The sequence below is a fragment of the Streptomyces sp. NPDC107538 genome (genome assembly GCF_055657445.1).
Window position 1 is genome coordinate 922,678 of sequence record NZ_JBVKAY010000002.1, and the last position, 16,514, is coordinate 939,191.

Below are 16,514 nucleotides of genomic sequence, written 5' to 3' on the forward strand. Positions count from 1 at the left end.
CCCGCCGCCGAGATGCCCTCAGGGGTTCTCGATGGTGATGAAAGGGTCCCACTGGAAGTAGCCCTTCAACTGGCGGTGGCGGTCGAGGATCTGGAAGGAGAAGTGGTAGACGACCTTTCCGGGCCTTTTGACGGTCGTGCGCCAGTAGTGGTCCTCGTAGGTCTGGGTCACGAATTCCGGTCGCCCTTCGGAGCCTTCCTTCGGCATCGGGTAGACGCCGTCGATGACCTCGATCTCCGGTGTCCTGATGAGCTGGTGGCCGGGGTCGTTGCTCACGTACTTGTAAAGTAACGCCTTGTAGTCGCTGCCGAGTGACAGCGTCGTCTCCCGCCAGCGGATGGTGTCCCCGGGTTCGGCGCGGAGATTCAGTTCCGCGCCCGACGTGCCGACGATGTGGTCGTGGCGCGTCGTCATGTAGATGAGGCTCTCGTCGGCGTAGGTCGGCGCTTCCGGATTCCTCGACGCGTTGGGGTTCCGTTCGACGATCGTGGCCGCGTCGAACGCGATCAGCACATTGAGATCAGCCATTTCCTTCTCCTTTTCCTTTCTGATTCACCTTGTAGGCCATCGCCCGTGGGTAGTCGTGGCGGTGCAGACGGACGCGGACCAGCAGCGGTCCGGCGTTGACCGGGTCGGTCGGGTCGGTGAGGCGGGACAGCAGGTCGTCCAGGTCGGAGGTGCGGGTGATGACGAGCCCGTTCGCCGGGGTCTCGTCGGTGGCGAACACGGCCGCGAGGCGGTCGTGGTGCCAGGGGTGGAGGACGTTGTAGAAGTCCGGGTCCCGGGAGTCGGGGGCATCGGCGTAGTAGGACGGGTGCACCAGCATCTGTTCGATGCCGTAGAAGTGGCCGTTGTCCATGACGAAGACGACCGAGCGCAGGCCGAGCCTGGTGTGGGTGGAGATCTCCTGGCAGGTCTCCTGGAAGGCGCCGTCGCCGACGAACACCATCGGGCGGGTGTGCCCGCGTCCGGGGGCGAGCGCGGCGCCGGTCGCCGCGCCCACCGACCAGCCGATGGACAGCCAGCTGACCTGCGACAGGAAGCCGCCCGCGGGCAGCGACAGGTTCATCGAGCCGATGAGGGAGAACGCGGCGTCGGAGACGACCGTCCAGTCCTCGCGCCGGGTCTCCTCGGCCAGGAAGTGGTTGATCCGGTCGAACACGCCGTCGTAGGTGAGGCGTTCGCCGTGCCGTGAGCGTGAAGCGCGCGTGCGGAGTGACGCGCGGTGCCGCTCCAGGTCGGCGGGGCGGTCCCCGCCTGCCCCGCCTGCCCCGCCTGCCCGGTGGTGGGCGTGGGCCTCGGCGTAGTAGTCGGCGGTGAGGCCGCCGGAGCCGTAGCGCTTGACCAGCGCGTCCTGGAGGGCGGGGAGCAGGTGTTCGAGCCGGACGTCGGGGAAGTAGGAGGTGCCGACGCTGACGCCGCCGTTCGCGGCCATCACCCAGTCGCCGCCGACGCACTGTTCGCCGCCGAGGTTCTTCGACGTGGACCAGGCGCCGAGGCCGATCCGGCAGGTGGCCCAGTCCCGGAAGACCGCGTGCACGTCCGGGTGGCTGGCCCGGCCGTTGTAGACGCCGTGGAACTGCGGCAGGTCCTCGTCGACGACGGCCTTGGCGCCGACGGTGGTGCAGAACGGCACCCCGGTCGCCTCCACCAGGTCGGTCAGCTGCCCGCCGAGGCCGAACCGGTCGAGCTCCTCGCCGGCCCAGACGATCGGCCGGGGCATGCCGTCCGGGCCGGGGTGCCCCTCGACCAGGGCGAGGACCGCCTGCACGGCGTGGTCGAGCATGAGCCGGCCGCGCGCGCCGAACGGCCGTTCGCGGCGCCGGATCGGCTCCCCCGGCTCGGCGCAGGCCTCGTCCCACAGGTCCTCCATGACCTCCAGATAGACCGGCCTGCGCTCGGACAGGCACGCGGTGAGCGCGGCGTCGATCTGCGCGGGCGCGAGGCCGGGGTGGGAGATGACCTGGGCGTCCACGGTGACCTGCCGGTAGACGTCGAGGTTGCTCTCCGGGCGGGGGCTCATATGGGAGGTGAGCAGCCCGAGGGCGCGGTAGTTCTGCCACTGCTCGTAGGGCGGCGAGGCGTTGACGGCGATGAGCGGGACCTGTTCGACGTACGCGCCGCCGCAGGCGTTGAGCAGATTGAACGCGCCGACGCTGTACGTCACCGCCGCCGCGCCGACGCCGTGGACGCGCGCGTAGGCGTCGGCGGCCTGGCCCGCGCCGCCCTCGGTGGGGGTGCCGACCCACTCGACGGCGCCCTCGTCCCGCAGGGTGGTCAGGAACGGGCCGAGGTGGTTGCCGGGGACGCCGAAGAGGTGGGTGATACCCAGTTCGGCCAGCCGCCGGGCGAGATAGCGGGCGACCGTGCATCCGGACCCGTCGTAGGTGAGGGCGGTCATGAGACGTCCACCCCCCGGGACTGCTCCCCACCCGGACTCCCACCCGGACTCCCGTACGGACTCCCGTGCCGGCCCCGGTCCGCGCCCGGCGTGGTGACCGGCGCCGCCTGGTGGACGGCGAGCGCGGCGCGCACGGCGCTCTCCAGGGCGCCCTCGATCCAGGCGTGCTTGAGGGAGGTGTGCTCCCCGGCGAAGTGCACGGGGCCCTCGGGCCGGGAGACGTCCAGGTGGAAGCTGGTCATCTGGTGCGCGGTGTAGAGGGCGGCCTCACCGAAGGCGTACGGGTCGCGGGCCCAGCTCTTGGTGGCGCCCCGGCCGGTGAAGAACACCTCGATACGGCGGCCGTGCAGGGCCTGGAGGTTGCGCAGGGCGTAGACGTACCGCTCGGCGGGGCGCATGGAGTCCCAGCGGGCGGCGTCGTCGGACCAGGAGTACGAGGCGAGCACCACGCCGCCGTCGCTGCCCTCGACCCGGTGCGACGGGTAGTACATGAACCGGTTGGGGTTGTCGGCGGCGGAGCCCCCGCCGAAGCAGTGGGTGGCGGGGCGCACGGCGGGGCCGCGCAGCGGCAGGGCGCTGTCCAGCCGCCGCATCTCCTCGGTGACCCCGCTGTCCTTGACGGCGACGCCGAGGAGACCGGAGGGCGCTGCGCCGATCCCCTCCCTGACGACCGACAGGGTCGTACCGGTGCCGTCCTCGCCACCCATCCGGTAGTACTCGTGCAGTCCCGGCGAGATGTTCTCCAGTCCCTCCCGCCAGTCGTCCTCGGTGAACTCCCACCACCGGTGGCTGAACTCCAGCAGCACCTTGGTGGCCGAGTCGTAGTGGGTCTCGATGACGGCGCGGCGCTTCTTGTACGACATCGACGGGACGATCTCGACGAAGCGCAGCGCGGAGAACGGGATCGTGACGATCGCCAGGTCGGCGGTCCACAGGCGCGGCGGGGCCCCCGGGTCGTTCTCGGCGACGGTCTGCACGGCCACGCCCCACCCGTCGGGTCCGACCGCGCCGGTGCCCTCGGGGTCGGTGTCGCGGCCGGGGTCGTGGTATTCGAGGCGGATCATGCGGTGGCCGAGCCGTACCTCGTCGCGCAGGCCCTGGTGGAGGGCTTCCGGCAGGCGCCGGCTGCCGCCGGGTATCTCCCAGTAGCGGACGGCGGGGTTGATGTCGCTGCGGCTCAGGAAGCTGTGGAAGAAGGAGAGATGGAGCCGAGAGGACATGTTCTCCAGGGTTCCTACGGCCTCGATCGCCTCGTCGCTGAGGCCGGCGTGGTCGCGCAGGAAGCCGCCCATGGAGTAGCCGTCGAAGTCGCGGATGACCCGGGCCCAGCCCTCCACCCACTCGTCGAACGGCTTGTTGACCCGTTTGCCGTCGACCACGTCCGAGTAGTGGTCGCGGACGCTCTCCAGCGCGTCGTCGACCATCCGTACGGCGGGGGCGCGGACCTCGTCGCCGGTGAGGTGGAAGCCCTCGTTGATCCGCTCGGGGGTGGTGGCGTAGTCGGAGCGCCGGACCTGGACGCGGTTGGTGCGGATCCAGGAGTTGCCGCGCTTGTCGGGTTCGCGGAAGTCGTGGCTGTCGTCGCCGTAGGACCAGGCCTGGCCGGTGAAGGAGGTGTACGTCACCGGGGGCACGGGGGTCTCGGGGCCGCTGCCGGTGGTGGGGTCCACGTCCACGTTGTAGAACTGGCGGCGGCCGAGGCCGAGTTTGTCGACGAGGGCGAGGACGAGCGGGTGGAAGTCGGGCAGCCGCATGGCGCCGGCCTCCGCGTACTGGGCCGGGTCGTCGAAGGGCTGGTGGTGTTTCGTGGTGTGGAAGGTCTTGATGCGTCCGCCGACGCGGCTCTCGTTGGCCTCGATGACGGTGACGTCGTGGCCGGCGTCCTTGAGGAGACGGGCCGCGACGAGACCGGTGATGCCCGCGCCGATGACGAGGATCTTCTTGCGCGGGTGGTGCGTGGGGCCGAGGCGGCCCGTGTCGATCAGGGTGTGCAGATAGCCGAGCTTGAGGTCCTCCCCGTCCGGTCCGACGAGCAGGAGTTCGCGGGCGAGCCTGAGACATGTCTGCCAGCGCGCACGGGTGGCGGAGTTGTCCCGTGGGGTGTCGGTCATGGTTCGAAATCGTAGATATGCAGAATCGATTTCGTGGACCCTGCCGCTGGCAAAGTCCTAAAAGCATTGATCGCTTCTCTTGACGTAATTTCGGCTTGCTCGCATTTACGTACGGGGGCCGGTGTTCCACCAGGGGCGGAAGAGAAGCGAGACGGAGTCGAGGCAGAGAATCGGCGCACGGAATATGGAAATCCTGCGGACACCACGGCGACGACGGACTCCGGACCATTTTCCCCGCGGCCTTTTCGGCACCCACCGGGAAGCGGCGTCACGCCAAATTGCAAGCGGCGCGTACTGCTGTGCTGCGGTGGGTCGGTGGCCGTTCTCGGCCTGGGCGCGGCCGTGTGGGGGAACTGGTTCCGCTAGGCCCCGTACAGCTCCTCGATCTCCGTTGTGAAGGATCTCTCCACGACCTCCCGGCGGAGCTTCATCGACGGGGTCAGGTGGCCCTCCTCCTCCGTGAAGCCGCCGGGGAGGATCGTGAAGGCGCGGATGGATTCGGGGCGGGAGACGAGGCGGTTGGCCTCGTCGATCGCGCGTTGGAGGACGGCCCGGAGGTCGGGGTCCGTGGCGAGCCGGGCGAGGGGTGTGCCCTGCTTGGCGTTCATCAGGGTCCAGTGGGTGATGCCCTCGGGGTCCAGGGTGAGGAGGGCGGTCACATAGGGGCGGCGGTCGCCGATCACCATGGCGTGGGCGATCAGGGGGTGGGAGCGCAGCCAGTTCTCCAGCGGCGCGGGGGCCACGTTCTTGCCGCTGTCGGTGACCAGGATCTCCTTCTTGCGGCCGGTGATCGTGAGGTAGCCCTCGTCGTCGAGCCGCCCGATGTCCCCGGTCGCGAACCAGCCGTCGGGCCCCGCCGGGACGACCCCGCCCGCCTGGGGATCCCAGTAGCCGCGGAAGATCTGGCCGCCGTGGAGCAGGATCTCGCCGTCGGCGGCGATCCGGACGCGGGTGCCCGGAAGGGGCCGGCCGACCGTCCCGAGGCGGGGCCGGTTGGGCGGGGTGACCGTCACGGCCGCGGTCGTCTCCGTCATGCCGTAGCCCTCGAAGACGTCGATGCCCGCGCCCGCGTAGAAGGCGGCGAGCCGGCGGCCGAGCGGGCTGCCGCCGCAGATGACGTAACGGACCCGGCCGCCGAGCGCCTTGCGGATACGGCGGTAGACCAGCGGGTCGTAGAAGGTGCGGGCCGTCTTGAGGAAGGTGGAGGGGCCGGGGCCGGTGCCGTGCTGTTCGGCCTCCAGGGCCTCGCCGTAGCGGCGGGCGACGGCGGCGGCGCGGTCGTACGAGGCGGCGCGGCCCATGCGTTCGGCGGAGGCGCGGGCCGTGTTGAAGACCTTCTCCAGGACGTAGGGGATCAGCAGCAGGAACGTCGGACGGAAGGACTTGAGGTCGGCGAGCAGATCCTCCGTGCGGAAGCTCGGCGAGTGGCCGACCCGGATCCGCGCCCGCATACAGGCGATCGCCACCATACGGCCGAAGACATGGGCGAGCGGGAGGAAGAGGAGGGTGGAGGCCTCCTCGTCGGTCTTCGCGCGGAAGATGGGGTAGAGGAGATCGATCGCGTTGTCGATCTCGGCGCAGAAGTTGCCGTGGGTGAGGGCGCAGCCCTTGGGGCGGCCGGTCGTGCCCGAGGTGTAGATCAGGGTGGCGAGGGTGTCGGGTCCCAACACCCCACGGCGTACGGCCACTTCCTGGTCCGACACGTCCCGGCCCCGCTCGGCCAGCCGGTCCAGATGCCCCTTCTCGAAGACCCACATATGGCGTAGGTCGGGGATGCGGTCGAGTTCGGGGCCGAGGGTGGCGGCCTGGCCCGCCGTCTCCACGGCGAGCGCCACCGCGCCCGAGTCCTGGAGGATCCAGCGGGTCTGGAAGACGGAGGAGGTCGGGTAGACGGGGACCGTCACCAGACCCGCCGCCCAGGCCGCGAAGTCCAGGAGCGTCCACGCGTACGTCGTCCGCGCCATGATCGCGATCCGGTCGCCCGGCAGCAGACCCTCGGCGATCAGCCCCTTCGCCAGCGCGAGCACCTCGGCGGCGAACTCGGCCGCGGTCACGTCCCGCCACCGGCCGTCGCCGTCGCCCTCCTCGCCGGGAGCGCCGTGCTTACGGCTGAGGACGACCGAGTCGGGCGCGTGGGTCGCGTTGTCGAACGGGATGTCCGCGAGCGAGCCGTACGCCGCGGGCGAGGCGAGCGCGGGCACGAACGCCTCTCGCACGGTGCCGTCCAGCCGCTTCAACTCGGGTTCCACCAGGGCGGGTTGGGTGTGGTCGAGGCTGGACACGGGCGGCTCCTGGGCGTTCGGCGTGTCCGGATCGTACGGGGTTGGTGTGTGAGGTTCGTGTGAGTGTGGCGATGGTCCGGAGATGGAACGGGGCCGGGGATGTGCAGTGTCGCCGGCCGCTCGCGCACGGCTCATGCGCAGGTCAAAGGCGTGCCAAGTTACCTGAGGGTCGTTCAGCTCCGGGGTTCCTCGGGAGGCCTGACAGCGACTTACCTTGGGTAACCTGACTTCCGAGTAAGAAAGCGGAGAAAGAGCCGAAGAGGAAGAGGAACGATGCGCACGCTCACCCTCACCGACGCGCCCGCCCTCACGCCCCTCCTCGCCCGGGGCGCCCTCGGCTCACCGGGCAAGAGCCGCAGGCTCCCCCGCGCGGCGGCCCGGTACGGCCCCGGCGCGACCTCCCGGCCGCCGGCTCCCCTCCGCCTCCCCCGGCTCGTGCTCCCCGGCGTCCGGATCGACCTCGCCCGGCTCGCCGCGTACGAGCGCGTCTGCGGGTTCCCCACCGGGGAGGACGCCGTACCGCTGACGTATCCGCACGTCCTCGGCTTTCCGCTCGCCATGCGGCTCATGTCCGGCCGGGACTTCCCGCTGCCGCTCCTCGGGCTCGTCCACACCTCGATCGAGATCACCCGGCGGCGACGGCTGCCGGCCACCGGGACGTACGAGATCACCGTGTACGTCGCCGAGTTGGCGCCCCATCGGCGGGGCACGGAGGCGACGGTGGTGACCGAAGTACGGGATGGAAAGGAGGGCGAGCGCGAGGGCGCGGATGCGGGCCGGGGTGGGGGTGGGGTCGCGTGGGAGTCGCGAAGTACGTATCTCGCCCGGCACCGGCGGGGTGGGGGCGCCGGGAACGAGCGAGAGGCCCAGGCGCAGCGGGACAAAAGGGGGGTACGGGAGGAACCGGCACCGTTGCCCGTCGTCGCCGAGTGGCGGCTGGGTGGGGATGTCGGGCGGCGGTACGGGGCGGTGTCCGGGGACCGCAATCCGATCCATCTGCATCCGCTCGGCGCCCGCCTGTTCGGCTTCCCCCGGCCGATCGCGCACGGCATGTGGACCGTGGCCCGCTGCCTGGCCGAGCACGGCACACCCCAGGCGACCCTCGTCCGCGCGGAGTTCCGGGCGCCGGTACCGCTGCCGGGCGCGGTCACGTACGCGGCGGACGGGCAGGCGTGGGGCGGCTTCGAACTGCGGAGCGGCGAGACCGCCGGGCCGGGCGGCGAACCGAAGTCTCCGGGGGCCGGATCGGGTGCCCGTGCGACGGGGAGTACGAGGGTGCATGTGAAGGGCCACGTGTACCCGCTCCCCGCCTGAGCACATGTGAACATCACAGACACCCGGCAGTGCTCAGCAGCTCGCACCCGGGCACGCGCTCGACGCGTACTTCCCGGAACGGTCGTGGAGTGCGCGTTGCCGTTCCTCGGAGGCGACTCGTAGGTGCCGCCGATGCCGGGCAGCGGCCGTTCACGCTCACCTTCGCCGTGTCGAGGCCGACCGGGTCGGCTCCGGTGCCTGCCCGTCAGTCGACCTTGGTGGGGCGCGCGGGGAGGTGGACGAGGGTGGCGGTGGCGGCAAGGAGGTACAGCACGACGGCGACCACGCCGACCCGGTGGAGACCGGTCACGAAGGCGCTGGGGTCGGCGGTGCTGCCGGTGAGCGTGCCGAAGAGGGCGATGCCGATGGCGCCGCCGGTCTGGCGGGCGGTGTTGTTGATGCCGCCGGCGAGTCCGGCCCGGTCATGCGGGACGGCGGCGACGGCGGTGGCGACCAGCGGGGTGGTCAGCAATCCCAGGCAGGTGCCGAGCAGGATCAGGGTGGGCAGAAGCCGGATGTAGGGGCTGTCGGTGCCCGCCGTGAAGAGCAGGGCCATGCCGGTGGCGCCCAGGAGCAGTCCGGCGGCGGCGGGTGGACGGGGGCCGTAGCGGGCGGTGATCCGGCCGGCCAGCGGAGCCAGGGCGATCAGGGGGATGAACATCGGCAGGAGCGCGGCGCCGACTACCGGCGGCGGCCTGTGCTGGATGTCCTGCAGGTACAGGGTGGCGAGGAAGACGGTGCCGATGCCGACCAGGTTCATCGCCACCGCTACGGCGTTCGCGGTGACGAAGCGGCGGTCGTGGAAGAGGGCCGGCGGGAGTGCCGGGGCCCGGTGACGCCGTTCGGTGCGCCAGAACGCGAGGGCCAGCGCCAGGGTCGCCACGATGGTGAGCACTGTGGTGGCGGAGGCCCAGCCGACCTGCCCGCCCTCGATCAGGACCAGGGTGCACCCGGTCAGGCTCAGGGCGCCGAGCACCGTGCCCGGCACGTCCAGGCGGGCGGCGGCCTGTTGCCGGCCGGCCGGGACATGGATGAGGACCGGGACCAGGGCGGCGGCGATGAGGGGCAGGTTGAGCCAGAACACCCAGCGCCAGCCAGGGCCGCCCATGAGCAGGCCGCCGATCAGCGGACCCAGGGGAAGGGCGAGTCCGGCGACCGCGGACCAGATCCCGATCGCCTTCGCCCGTTCATGCTCCCGCGGAAAGGTGTGAGTGATCACGGCCAGTGTGGCGGGCAGCAGGGCCGCCGCGCCGACGCCCTGCACAGCCCTGGCGGCGACGAGCGCACCGATGCCCGGCGCCAGACCGCACGCGGCCGACCCGGCGGCGAAGACCAGCAGCCCGGCGATGACCATGCGCCGGTGCCCGTAGCGGTCGCCCAGGGTGCCGCCGGCCAGGAGCAGGGCCGCGAACGGCACCGCGTAGCCGTCCACCACCCACTGCAGTCCGCTCACCGAGGTGCGCAGGTCCATGCCGATGGTCGGCAGGGCGACGTTGACCACCGTGACGTCCAGCTGGACCAGGAACAGCCCGACGCACATCGTCACCAGGACGACGCTCCGACGGAGCGGTGGGACGGAGGGGGCAGGGAAGGGAACCGTACGCTGGGACATACCAGCCACCGTAGGTTCGTCATACTTCGTTCCCGGGCGAAATATCCCTCGCTTACCGTGGGTGTCATGGACGGAGACATCGACTTCGCGCCGGTCGGCGCACTGCTGGGGGATCCGGGCCGCGCCCGGGTGCTCGCCGCGCTCGCCGACGGACGGGCCCTGCCTGCCGGTGTGCTGGCCGCCGAGGCCGGGGTGTCCGCCTCTACCGCGAGCGCGCACCTGGCCAAACTCGTCGACGGCCGCCTGCTCCAGGTCGAACGCCACGGCCGGCACCGCTACTACCGCCTCGCCGGCCCCCACGTCGCCACCGCCCTCGAAGCCATCGCCGCCCTGTCCCCGAGCGCGCCGGTGCGTTCCCTGCGCGAGGGCAACCGCGCCCAGGCCATGCGCGCCGCCCGGACCTGCTACGACCATCTCGCCGGACGCTTGGGCGTCGCCCTCATGCAAGCCCTCCTGGACCGCGACGTGGTACGTGGCGACGACGGAATGTTCGATCCCGCCCAGCCGGGCCACGACCGGCTCTCCGCCCCGGGCACCGACGCCGACTACCGGCTCACCGACACCGGAGTGGACTTCCTCACCGGCCTGGGAGTCGCCATCCCCCCGGGACGACGACCCCTCATCCGTTACTGTGTCGACTGGAGCGAACAGCAGCACCACCTGGCCGGACGCCTCGGCGCGGCCCTGCTGAACCACGCCCTGGACGCCGACTGGGTACGCCGCACCCCCACCCGGGCCATCCGCCTCACCGATACCGGCCGCCGCGCACTGCACACCCACCTGGGCATCGGCCCATGACCACGCGCCTCATCACCGGTTGGACCGGGCCCCGACACGTCGACCGTGGTGCGGAGGGCCAGGGAGGCGCCCCTTAAGGGCCTACGGCCCTTTCGGGCCGAAAAGCACGGGGCGCAGCCCCTGCTTTTCAGGGGCGCGGGGAACTGCGCGAGAAGCACCACCGGGCCCGCAGACGCAAACGCACCCGCACCCCCGAGCTCTCACGCGCCCGGCGACGCCCGCGCCCGGAGTCATCAGGGGGCCGGCGGTGTCCAGGGACGGCCCTCCATGAGGTCACCGAGGCCCGCCCAGGCGAAGTTCATCAGGGTCGCGGCGGCCTGGCGGGCCGTGAGGCCGGGCGTCGCATTGGCCCACGCGGCCAGCGACTCGGCGGCTCCGACGAGCGCCTCGGCGAGCCCGGCGACCTCGCGCTCCGGCAGCGACGGGTCACGGCGGGCCTGCCGCGCCCCGACCAGGATCAGCCCCGTCACGAACGCGACCATCTCCTCCCGCATCGCGGCCACTTCGGCGGCGAACGGCTCCCCGTGCGTCCGCGCCTGCAGATGCAGCACCGCCCACGCGTCCGGATTGCGCGCGGTGTGCGTGAAGAACGCCCGCAGCCCTTCCCAGAGTTGACGGTCGGCGGGCAGCTCGGGGTCGACACCCGCGCGTACGGCGGTGGTGAGCGCCTTGGCCTCGCGCCGGATGCAGGCCGTGAAGAGGTCTTCCTTGGAGTTCAGGTACAGGTACACCAACGGCTTGGACACACCCGCCAGTTCGGCGATCTCGTCCATCGACGCGGCCCGGTACCCGCGCTGCCCGAACGTCCGCACCGCCGCGTCCAGCATCTGCTGTTCCCGCACCGCGCGGGGCATCCGTTTGCTCTTCACAGCACCCATGCGGGCAAGCGTACGGTTCCGGCGCCGGGGACGGAGGTCCGCGCCGAGCCGCGCAGGGGGCCGGCCCGTGTCCTAGGAGGCCTTGGCCGCGTCCGCCTCGTCGGCCCCGGCCCGCTCCGGGCTCCCCGTCCGGGCCTCGTCGTCGGCCTCGTCCTCCTGGCTGCGGTTGGCCGCGAGGTTGGACTTGACGCGGTCGATGGAGCGGTCGAGGCGGGGGGCGATCCGGGCGGAGGCCCGGTCGCGCTCCTTGCGGAGGGCCACGAAACTGATCGGCGCGGAGACCAGGAGGGCGAGGACGACCATCCACATGCCGTTGGAGGCGCCGAGGCCGCGCGGGGCGACGCCGGAGTAGACGAGGGCCCAGACGACCACGAAGCAGCCCACGAAGATACCGAGGCGCATCAGTGTGTAGCGGAGCATCTCAATCCACTCTTCCGTATCCGTTCCGAACCGTGCCCCCGTTATTCGCAGGGCATCGTCCAGTGAAGCACGGTCGGCGGGCGATCTTGCACGGGGGTGCGGGGCCTCAGAACAGCACGGGCCTCAGATCAGGGGCAGGAGCATCGTGATGTCGTCGCGGTGGTCGCCGGGGGCGACGCGTATCGCGCCGGGGACGCGGCCGACCTCCTTGTAGCCGCAGGAGGCGTAGAAGTGTTCGAGGCCGTGGCCGCCTCGGCAGCCCAGGCGGATGGCGTCTATGCCGTCGAAGCCGCGGGCCGCGTCCTCGGCGGCGGCCAGGAGGGCGCGGCCGTAGCCCTTGCCCTGGTGGGCGGGGTGGACCATGACCGTGTAGAGCCAGACCCAGTGGGTCATCAGCCCGTGGGTGTTGAAGCTGAAGAAGGCGGTGGCGGCGGGGGTGCCGGTGTCGTCCAGGCCGAGGAGCAGCCGGTGTCTGCCCTCCGCCATCGCCGTCAGGTGCTTGAGAAGCTCCGGGCGGATCTCCTCCGGCGTGACCGGGGGAACGAACCCCACCGCGCCGCCGGCGTTGGAGACGTCCGCCCAGAGGGTGAGGATGCCGTCGTGGAGGGCGGGGGTGAGGGGTGGGTCCAGGTGGAACGTAAGGGGCATGAGGTGACGGTAGCCATTACACGCGGCTCGCCTCAAGAGGGTTTCGCCCCGCGCGGGGGTGGGTGGGTACGCGCGGGTCCGGTGGGGTTCTCGCGCAGTTCCCCGCGCCCCTGAAAGACGCAGGCCCCCGCGGCCCCGAAAGGCGACCGGCGCCAGAGGGAAAAGCACCGGGCGCAGCCCGTGCTTTTCAGGGGCGCGGGGAACTGCGCGACCAGCCCCCACGCACCCGCACCCGACAACGCACCCTCATCCGACAGCGCACCGGCCCGATCAGACCCGCATCGGCTGCGGGGACTCCCTGCGGGCCGGGTCCGGGCCGTCGTACTCGCGGATGATCTCGTACCGCGTGTTCCGTTCCACCGGGCGGAAACCGGCGTCGCGGATGAGGTCGAGGAGGTCCTCGCGGGTGAGTTTGTTCGGCGTGCCGTAGTTGTCCGCGTCGTGGGTGATCTTGTATTCGACGACCGAGCCGTCCATGTCGTCGGCGCCGTGCTGGAGGGCGAGTTGGGCGGTCTGGACGCCGTGCATGACCCAGAAGACCTTGACGTGGGGGACGTTGTCGAACAGGAGACGGGACACCGCGAAGGTCTTCAGCGCCTCCGCGCCCGTCGCCATCTGGGTGCGGGACTGGAGGCGGTTGCGCACCTTGCCGTCCTGCATGTCGACGAAGTCGTGCTGGTAGCGCAGCGGGATGAAGACCTGGAATCCGCCGGTCTCGTCCTGGAGTTCACGCAGCCGCAGGACGTGGTCGACCCGGTGGCGCGGCTCCTCGATGTGGCCGTAGAGCATGGTGCAGGGGGTCTTGAGCCCCTTCTCGTGCGCCAGGCGGTGGATCCGCGACCAGTCCTCCCAGTGGGTGCGGTGGTCGACGATGTGCTGCCGGACCTCCCAGTCGAAGATCTCCGCGCCGCCGCCCGTCAGCGACTCCAGCCCCGCGTCGATCAGTTCGTCCAGGATCTCCGACGCCGACAGGCCGCTGATCGTCTCGAAGTGGTGGATCTCCGTGGCCGTGAAGGCCTTCATCGAGACGTTCGGGAGGGCGGCCTTCAGCTCCTTCAGGGAGCGCGGGTAGTAGCGCCAAGGGAGGTTCGGGTGCAGGCCGTTGACGATGTGCAGCTCGGTGAGGTTCTCGCCCTCCATCGCCTTGGCGAGCTTCACCGCCTCCTCGATCCGCATCGTGTACGCGTCCTTCTCCCCCGGCTTGCGCTGGAAGGAGCAGTACGCGCACGACGCCGTGCACACGTTCGTCATGTTGAGGTGGCGGTTGACGTTGAAGTGGACGACGTCGCCGTTCTTCCGCGTCCGCACCTCGTGCGCCAGACCGCCCAGCCAGGCCAGGTCGTCCGACTCGTACAGCGCGATGCCGTCCTCACGGGTCAGCCGCTCACCGGAGCGGACCTTCTCCTCCAGCTCGCGCTTGAGCCCGACGTCCATGCCCACACCCTTCACCGATCAACCGCCTCTACGACCGCACCCACCGTACGCCTACCGCCCTACTCCTCCTCCGGCAGCTCACCCACCCGGTTCTCCCACTTCGTGGAGAGGATGATCGTCGTACGGGTCCGGGAGACGCCCTTGGTGCCGGAGAGCCGGCGGATGGTCTTCTCCAGGCCGTCGACGTCCGGGGCGCGCACCTTGAGCATGTACGAGTCGTCGCCCGCGATGAACCAGCAGTCCTCGATCTCCGCCAGCTCCCGCAGCCGGCTCGCCACGTCCTCGTGGTCGGCGGCGTCGGAGAGGGAGATACCGATGAGCGCGGTCACACCGAGGCCGAGCGAGGCCGCGTTGACGGTGGCGCGATAGCCGGTGATGACACCGGCCGCCTCCAGCCGGTTGATGCGGTCGGTGACACTGGGTCCCGACAGACCGACGAGGCGCCCCAGCTCCGCGTAGGAGGCCCGGCCGTTCTCCCTCAGGGCCTGGATGAGCTGCCTGTCCACCGCGTCCATGCGATCGGTTGCCTTCCGCTGAAGAGTTGCGCTGAGAGTTGCGTTGTAAGTGCAGGGTGAGCCGGTGTGTGGGGCACCGGAGGGGTACGTACGGGGCTCAGTCGGTCCGTTGGGAGGCGCGGGCGCCGCCCACGTCGCCCTCCCAGCGCCGGTACAGGGTGTGCCGGACGCCCGCCGCGTCCAGCGCCCGTCCGGCGACGAAGTCCACCAGGTCCTGGATGTGCGTGGCGCCCGCGTAGAACGCCGGGGACGCGGGCAGTACGGTCGCGCCCGCCTCGTCCAGGGTGACCAGATGGCGCAGGGTCTGGCCGTTCAACGGCGTCTCGCGTACGGCGACCACCAGGCGCCGTCCCTCCTTGAGGGTCACGCTCGCCGCCCGCTGGAGCAGGTCCTTGCTCAGCCCCAGGGCCACGCCCGCGACACACGCCGTCGACGCGGGGACGATCAGCATCCCCTTGACGGGGTACGAGCCCGAGGACGGTCCGGCGGCCAGATCGCCCGCGCTCCAGTGCCGTACGCGGTCGCCTCGGTCGCCCTCCATGTCCACGGCGAACGTACCGGGCTTGCCGTCGGCGCCGCGGGTCAGCCATTCGCGCAGGTCGTCGCGCCAGTGGGCGTCCCGGAAGGAGATACCCGTCTCGTCCAGCAGGGTCAGCCGCGAGGCCCGGGACACCACGAGGTCGACGCTCTCACCGGCGGCGAGGAGCGCGCGGAGCACCGCCGCGGCGTATGGGGTGCCGGATGCGCCGGACACCCCTACGATCCAAGGCGTACGCGGCGTCTCTCCTGGCTTGACTGGGTTCACGACACCGAGCCTATCCGGCGGCGCGGGGCGGGAACCGGTCAAGGGGGCCCGGCCGTTTCCCGGAGGGACGCATGAGGTCGAGACGGGGGTTCGGCATGGCTGGTGGAGTACGTGGGGCGCTGAGACCGGAGCGGGAGTGGTCGCGCGGGGACCGGGCGCGGGCCGCGGCCAAGCTGATGGTGGGCTGGGTGGCGTTGCTGTGGCTGCTCGAAGTGATCGACGTCGCGACGGGGCACGCGCTGGACGAGTTCGGGATCGTGCCGCGTTCGGTGCCGGAGCTGGTCGATGTCGTGCCGGCCTCGTTCATCCACTTCGGGTTCGGTCATGTCGCGGCGAACAGCGTGCCGCTGCTGGTGCTGGGCTTTCTCGCGGCGCTGGGCGGGCTGCGGCGGTTCGCCGCCGTCTGTGCGCTGATCATCGTCGCCGACGGGCTGGGGGTCTGGCTGATATCCCCGGACAACACGAACACGGCGGGTGCGTCCGGCGTCGTCTTCGGCCTCTTCGGCTTCCTCGTCGTCACCGGCTTCGTCGAGCGGCGGCTGCTCGGGGTCGCGGTGGGGGTGCTGGTCGCCGCGGTCTGGGGCGGCGCGATCCTCGGGGGCATCGCCCCCACCGAGACCGGCATCAGCTGGCAGGGCCATCTGATCGGGCTGGTGACGGGGGTGCTGGCGGCGTTCCTGTTCCGACGGCGCGAGCCTCGCGGGGCGCTCAGCTCGTAGGGCGTGCCTTGGGGTCCACGGGGAGCCGGGCGGTGGCGATGGTGAGCTTGCCGAGCGGAGAGTCGATGGTCAGGTCGGGACCGTAGGGGATGGTGTCGCGGCCCTGGTAGCCGTCCGGGCCCGGATTCCACATCATGACGGCGTGGCCCTTGAGCGGATCCAGAATCACGTAGTGGGCGATACCTCGGGAGGCATACCAGCGAGGCTTGATCTCATAGTCGCGGCGGACGCTTTCCGGCGACACCACTTCGGCCACGAACTCGATCAGATCGGCGGGATACCAGCTGCGGTTCTCCGCCTCCGCCGCCGCCGGGATGACCGCGATGTCAGGGCAGAACTCATTGGCGTCGTCGAACGGGAACGCCACATCGCTCACCAGCCCCCAGTCCGGCGGAAGCTGCTCCTCCAGGTCCGTCGACACCCTGAGGATCGTCTTCCCGTGGAACGGCCTGACCGGGTTCATCACGATGCTGCCCTCGACAATCTCCGTCAGATAGCCGGGGAACATGTCCTCCAGCCTGCTGAGCTGCGAGTGCAGGCGGTCAATGCCCGAGACGGTCACGCTGGCCTCCCTGGG

The 16,514-nt window shown here is 71.0% G+C and carries 15 protein-coding genes; 3 read left to right on the forward strand and 12 right to left on the reverse strand.

Going from position 1 to position 16,514, the window contains the following annotated elements:
* Window positions 1-18: 18 nt before the first annotated feature.
* The 4 genes from ACZ7MG_RS09965 to ACZ7MG_RS09980 form a co-directional block, all read right to left on the reverse strand.
* On the reverse strand, window positions 19-528 hold the full coding sequence (locus ACZ7MG_RS09965; protein WP_471385149.1) for an inclusion body family protein: 510 nt from the start codon (window positions 526-528) through the stop codon (window positions 19-21).
* Window positions 521-2,401 (reverse strand): thiamine pyrophosphate-binding protein, encoded by a 1,881-nt coding sequence (locus ACZ7MG_RS09970; RefSeq protein WP_471385148.1) that lies wholly within the window; start codon window positions 2,399-2,401, stop codon window positions 521-523. Before ACZ7MG_RS09970 ends, ACZ7MG_RS09965 begins: the two co-directional genes overlap by 8 nt.
* Window positions 2,398-4,512 carry a flavin monoamine oxidase family protein gene (locus ACZ7MG_RS09975; protein ID WP_471385146.1) on the reverse strand — a complete coding sequence of 705 codons (2,115 nt, stop codon included), beginning with the start codon at window positions 4,510-4,512 and terminating at the stop codon, window positions 2,398-2,400. Before ACZ7MG_RS09975 ends, ACZ7MG_RS09970 begins: the two co-directional genes overlap by 4 nt.
* A 362-nt stretch (window positions 4,513-4,874) precedes the next feature.
* The gene (locus tag ACZ7MG_RS09980) at window positions 4,875-6,794 is read right to left on the reverse strand and encodes an AMP-dependent synthetase/ligase (protein ID WP_471385145.1); all 1,920 of its coding nucleotides are present in this window, start codon (window positions 6,792-6,794) and stop codon (window positions 4,875-4,877) included.
* Window positions 6,795-7,067: 273 nt separating this feature from the next.
* Here ACZ7MG_RS09980 and ACZ7MG_RS09985 point away from each other — a divergent pair, with 273 nt between their 5' ends.
* Entirely contained in the window at window positions 7,068-8,108 is a 1,041-nt protein-coding gene (locus ACZ7MG_RS09985; RefSeq protein WP_471385143.1) for a MaoC family dehydratase, read from the forward strand.
* Window positions 8,109-8,313: 205 nt separating this feature from the next.
* On the opposite strand, the gene ACZ7MG_RS09990 is transcribed toward ACZ7MG_RS09985, so the two are convergent.
* Entirely contained in the window at window positions 8,314-9,720 is a 1,407-nt protein-coding gene (locus tag ACZ7MG_RS09990; protein ID WP_471385141.1) for an MFS transporter, read from the reverse strand.
* A gap of 66 nt (window positions 9,721-9,786) precedes the next feature.
* Here ACZ7MG_RS09990 and ACZ7MG_RS09995 point away from each other — a divergent pair, with 66 nt between their 5' ends.
* Window positions 9,787-10,518 carry an ArsR/SmtB family transcription factor gene (locus tag ACZ7MG_RS09995; RefSeq protein ID WP_471385140.1) on the forward strand — a complete coding sequence of 244 codons (732 nt, stop codon included), beginning with the start codon at window positions 9,787-9,789 and terminating at the stop codon, window positions 10,516-10,518.
* Window positions 10,519-10,751: 233 nt separating this feature from the next.
* Here the strand turns inward: ACZ7MG_RS09995 and ACZ7MG_RS10000 are convergent, their stop codons facing one another.
* The 6 genes from ACZ7MG_RS10000 to ACZ7MG_RS10025 form a co-directional block, all read right to left on the reverse strand.
* A complete protein-coding gene (locus ACZ7MG_RS10000) occupies window positions 10,752-11,396 on the reverse strand; it encodes a TetR/AcrR family transcriptional regulator (RefSeq protein ID WP_471385138.1) in 645 nt (214 codons plus the stop codon).
* 72 nt (window positions 11,397-11,468) lie between these two features.
* Window positions 11,469-11,816, reverse strand: a complete 348-nt coding sequence (locus tag ACZ7MG_RS10005; RefSeq protein WP_471385136.1) for a DUF4229 domain-containing protein — start codon at window positions 11,814-11,816, stop codon at window positions 11,469-11,471.
* A 123-nt stretch (window positions 11,817-11,939) separates the two neighbouring features.
* Window positions 11,940-12,464 carry a GNAT family N-acetyltransferase gene (locus tag ACZ7MG_RS10010; protein WP_471385134.1) on the reverse strand — a complete coding sequence of 175 codons (525 nt, stop codon included), beginning with the start codon at window positions 12,462-12,464 and terminating at the stop codon, window positions 11,940-11,942.
* Between the two features lie 270 nt (window positions 12,465-12,734).
* A complete protein-coding gene (gene mqnE / locus ACZ7MG_RS10015) occupies window positions 12,735-13,898 on the reverse strand; it encodes an aminofutalosine synthase MqnE (protein WP_471385132.1) in 1,164 nt (387 codons plus the stop codon).
* Window positions 13,899-13,957: 59 nt separating this feature from the next.
* On the reverse strand, window positions 13,958-14,413 hold the full coding sequence (locus ACZ7MG_RS10020; protein WP_086758956.1) for an Lrp/AsnC family transcriptional regulator: 456 nt from the start codon (window positions 14,411-14,413) through the stop codon (window positions 13,958-13,960).
* Window positions 14,414-14,510: 97 nt separating this feature from the next.
* Window positions 14,511-15,218: a UbiX family flavin prenyltransferase gene (locus ACZ7MG_RS10025; RefSeq protein WP_471385130.1), complete on the reverse strand. Its 708-nt coding sequence runs from the start codon at window positions 15,216-15,218 to the stop codon at window positions 14,511-14,513.
* A gap of 95 nt (window positions 15,219-15,313) precedes the next feature.
* On the opposite strand from ACZ7MG_RS10025, the gene ACZ7MG_RS10030 reads away from it, so the two are divergent.
* Entirely contained in the window at window positions 15,314-15,937 is a 624-nt protein-coding gene (locus ACZ7MG_RS10030) for a rhomboid family intramembrane serine protease (protein WP_471385128.1), read from the forward strand.
* Here the strand turns inward: ACZ7MG_RS10030 and ACZ7MG_RS10035 are convergent.
* Window positions 15,927-16,499, reverse strand: coding sequence for a Uma2 family endonuclease (locus tag ACZ7MG_RS10035; RefSeq protein WP_471385126.1), 573 nt, complete (start codon window positions 16,497-16,499; stop codon window positions 15,927-15,929). The two genes, ACZ7MG_RS10030 and ACZ7MG_RS10035, sit on opposite strands and share 11 nt — an antisense overlap.
* Between the last annotated feature and the right edge of the window lie 15 nt (window positions 16,500-16,514).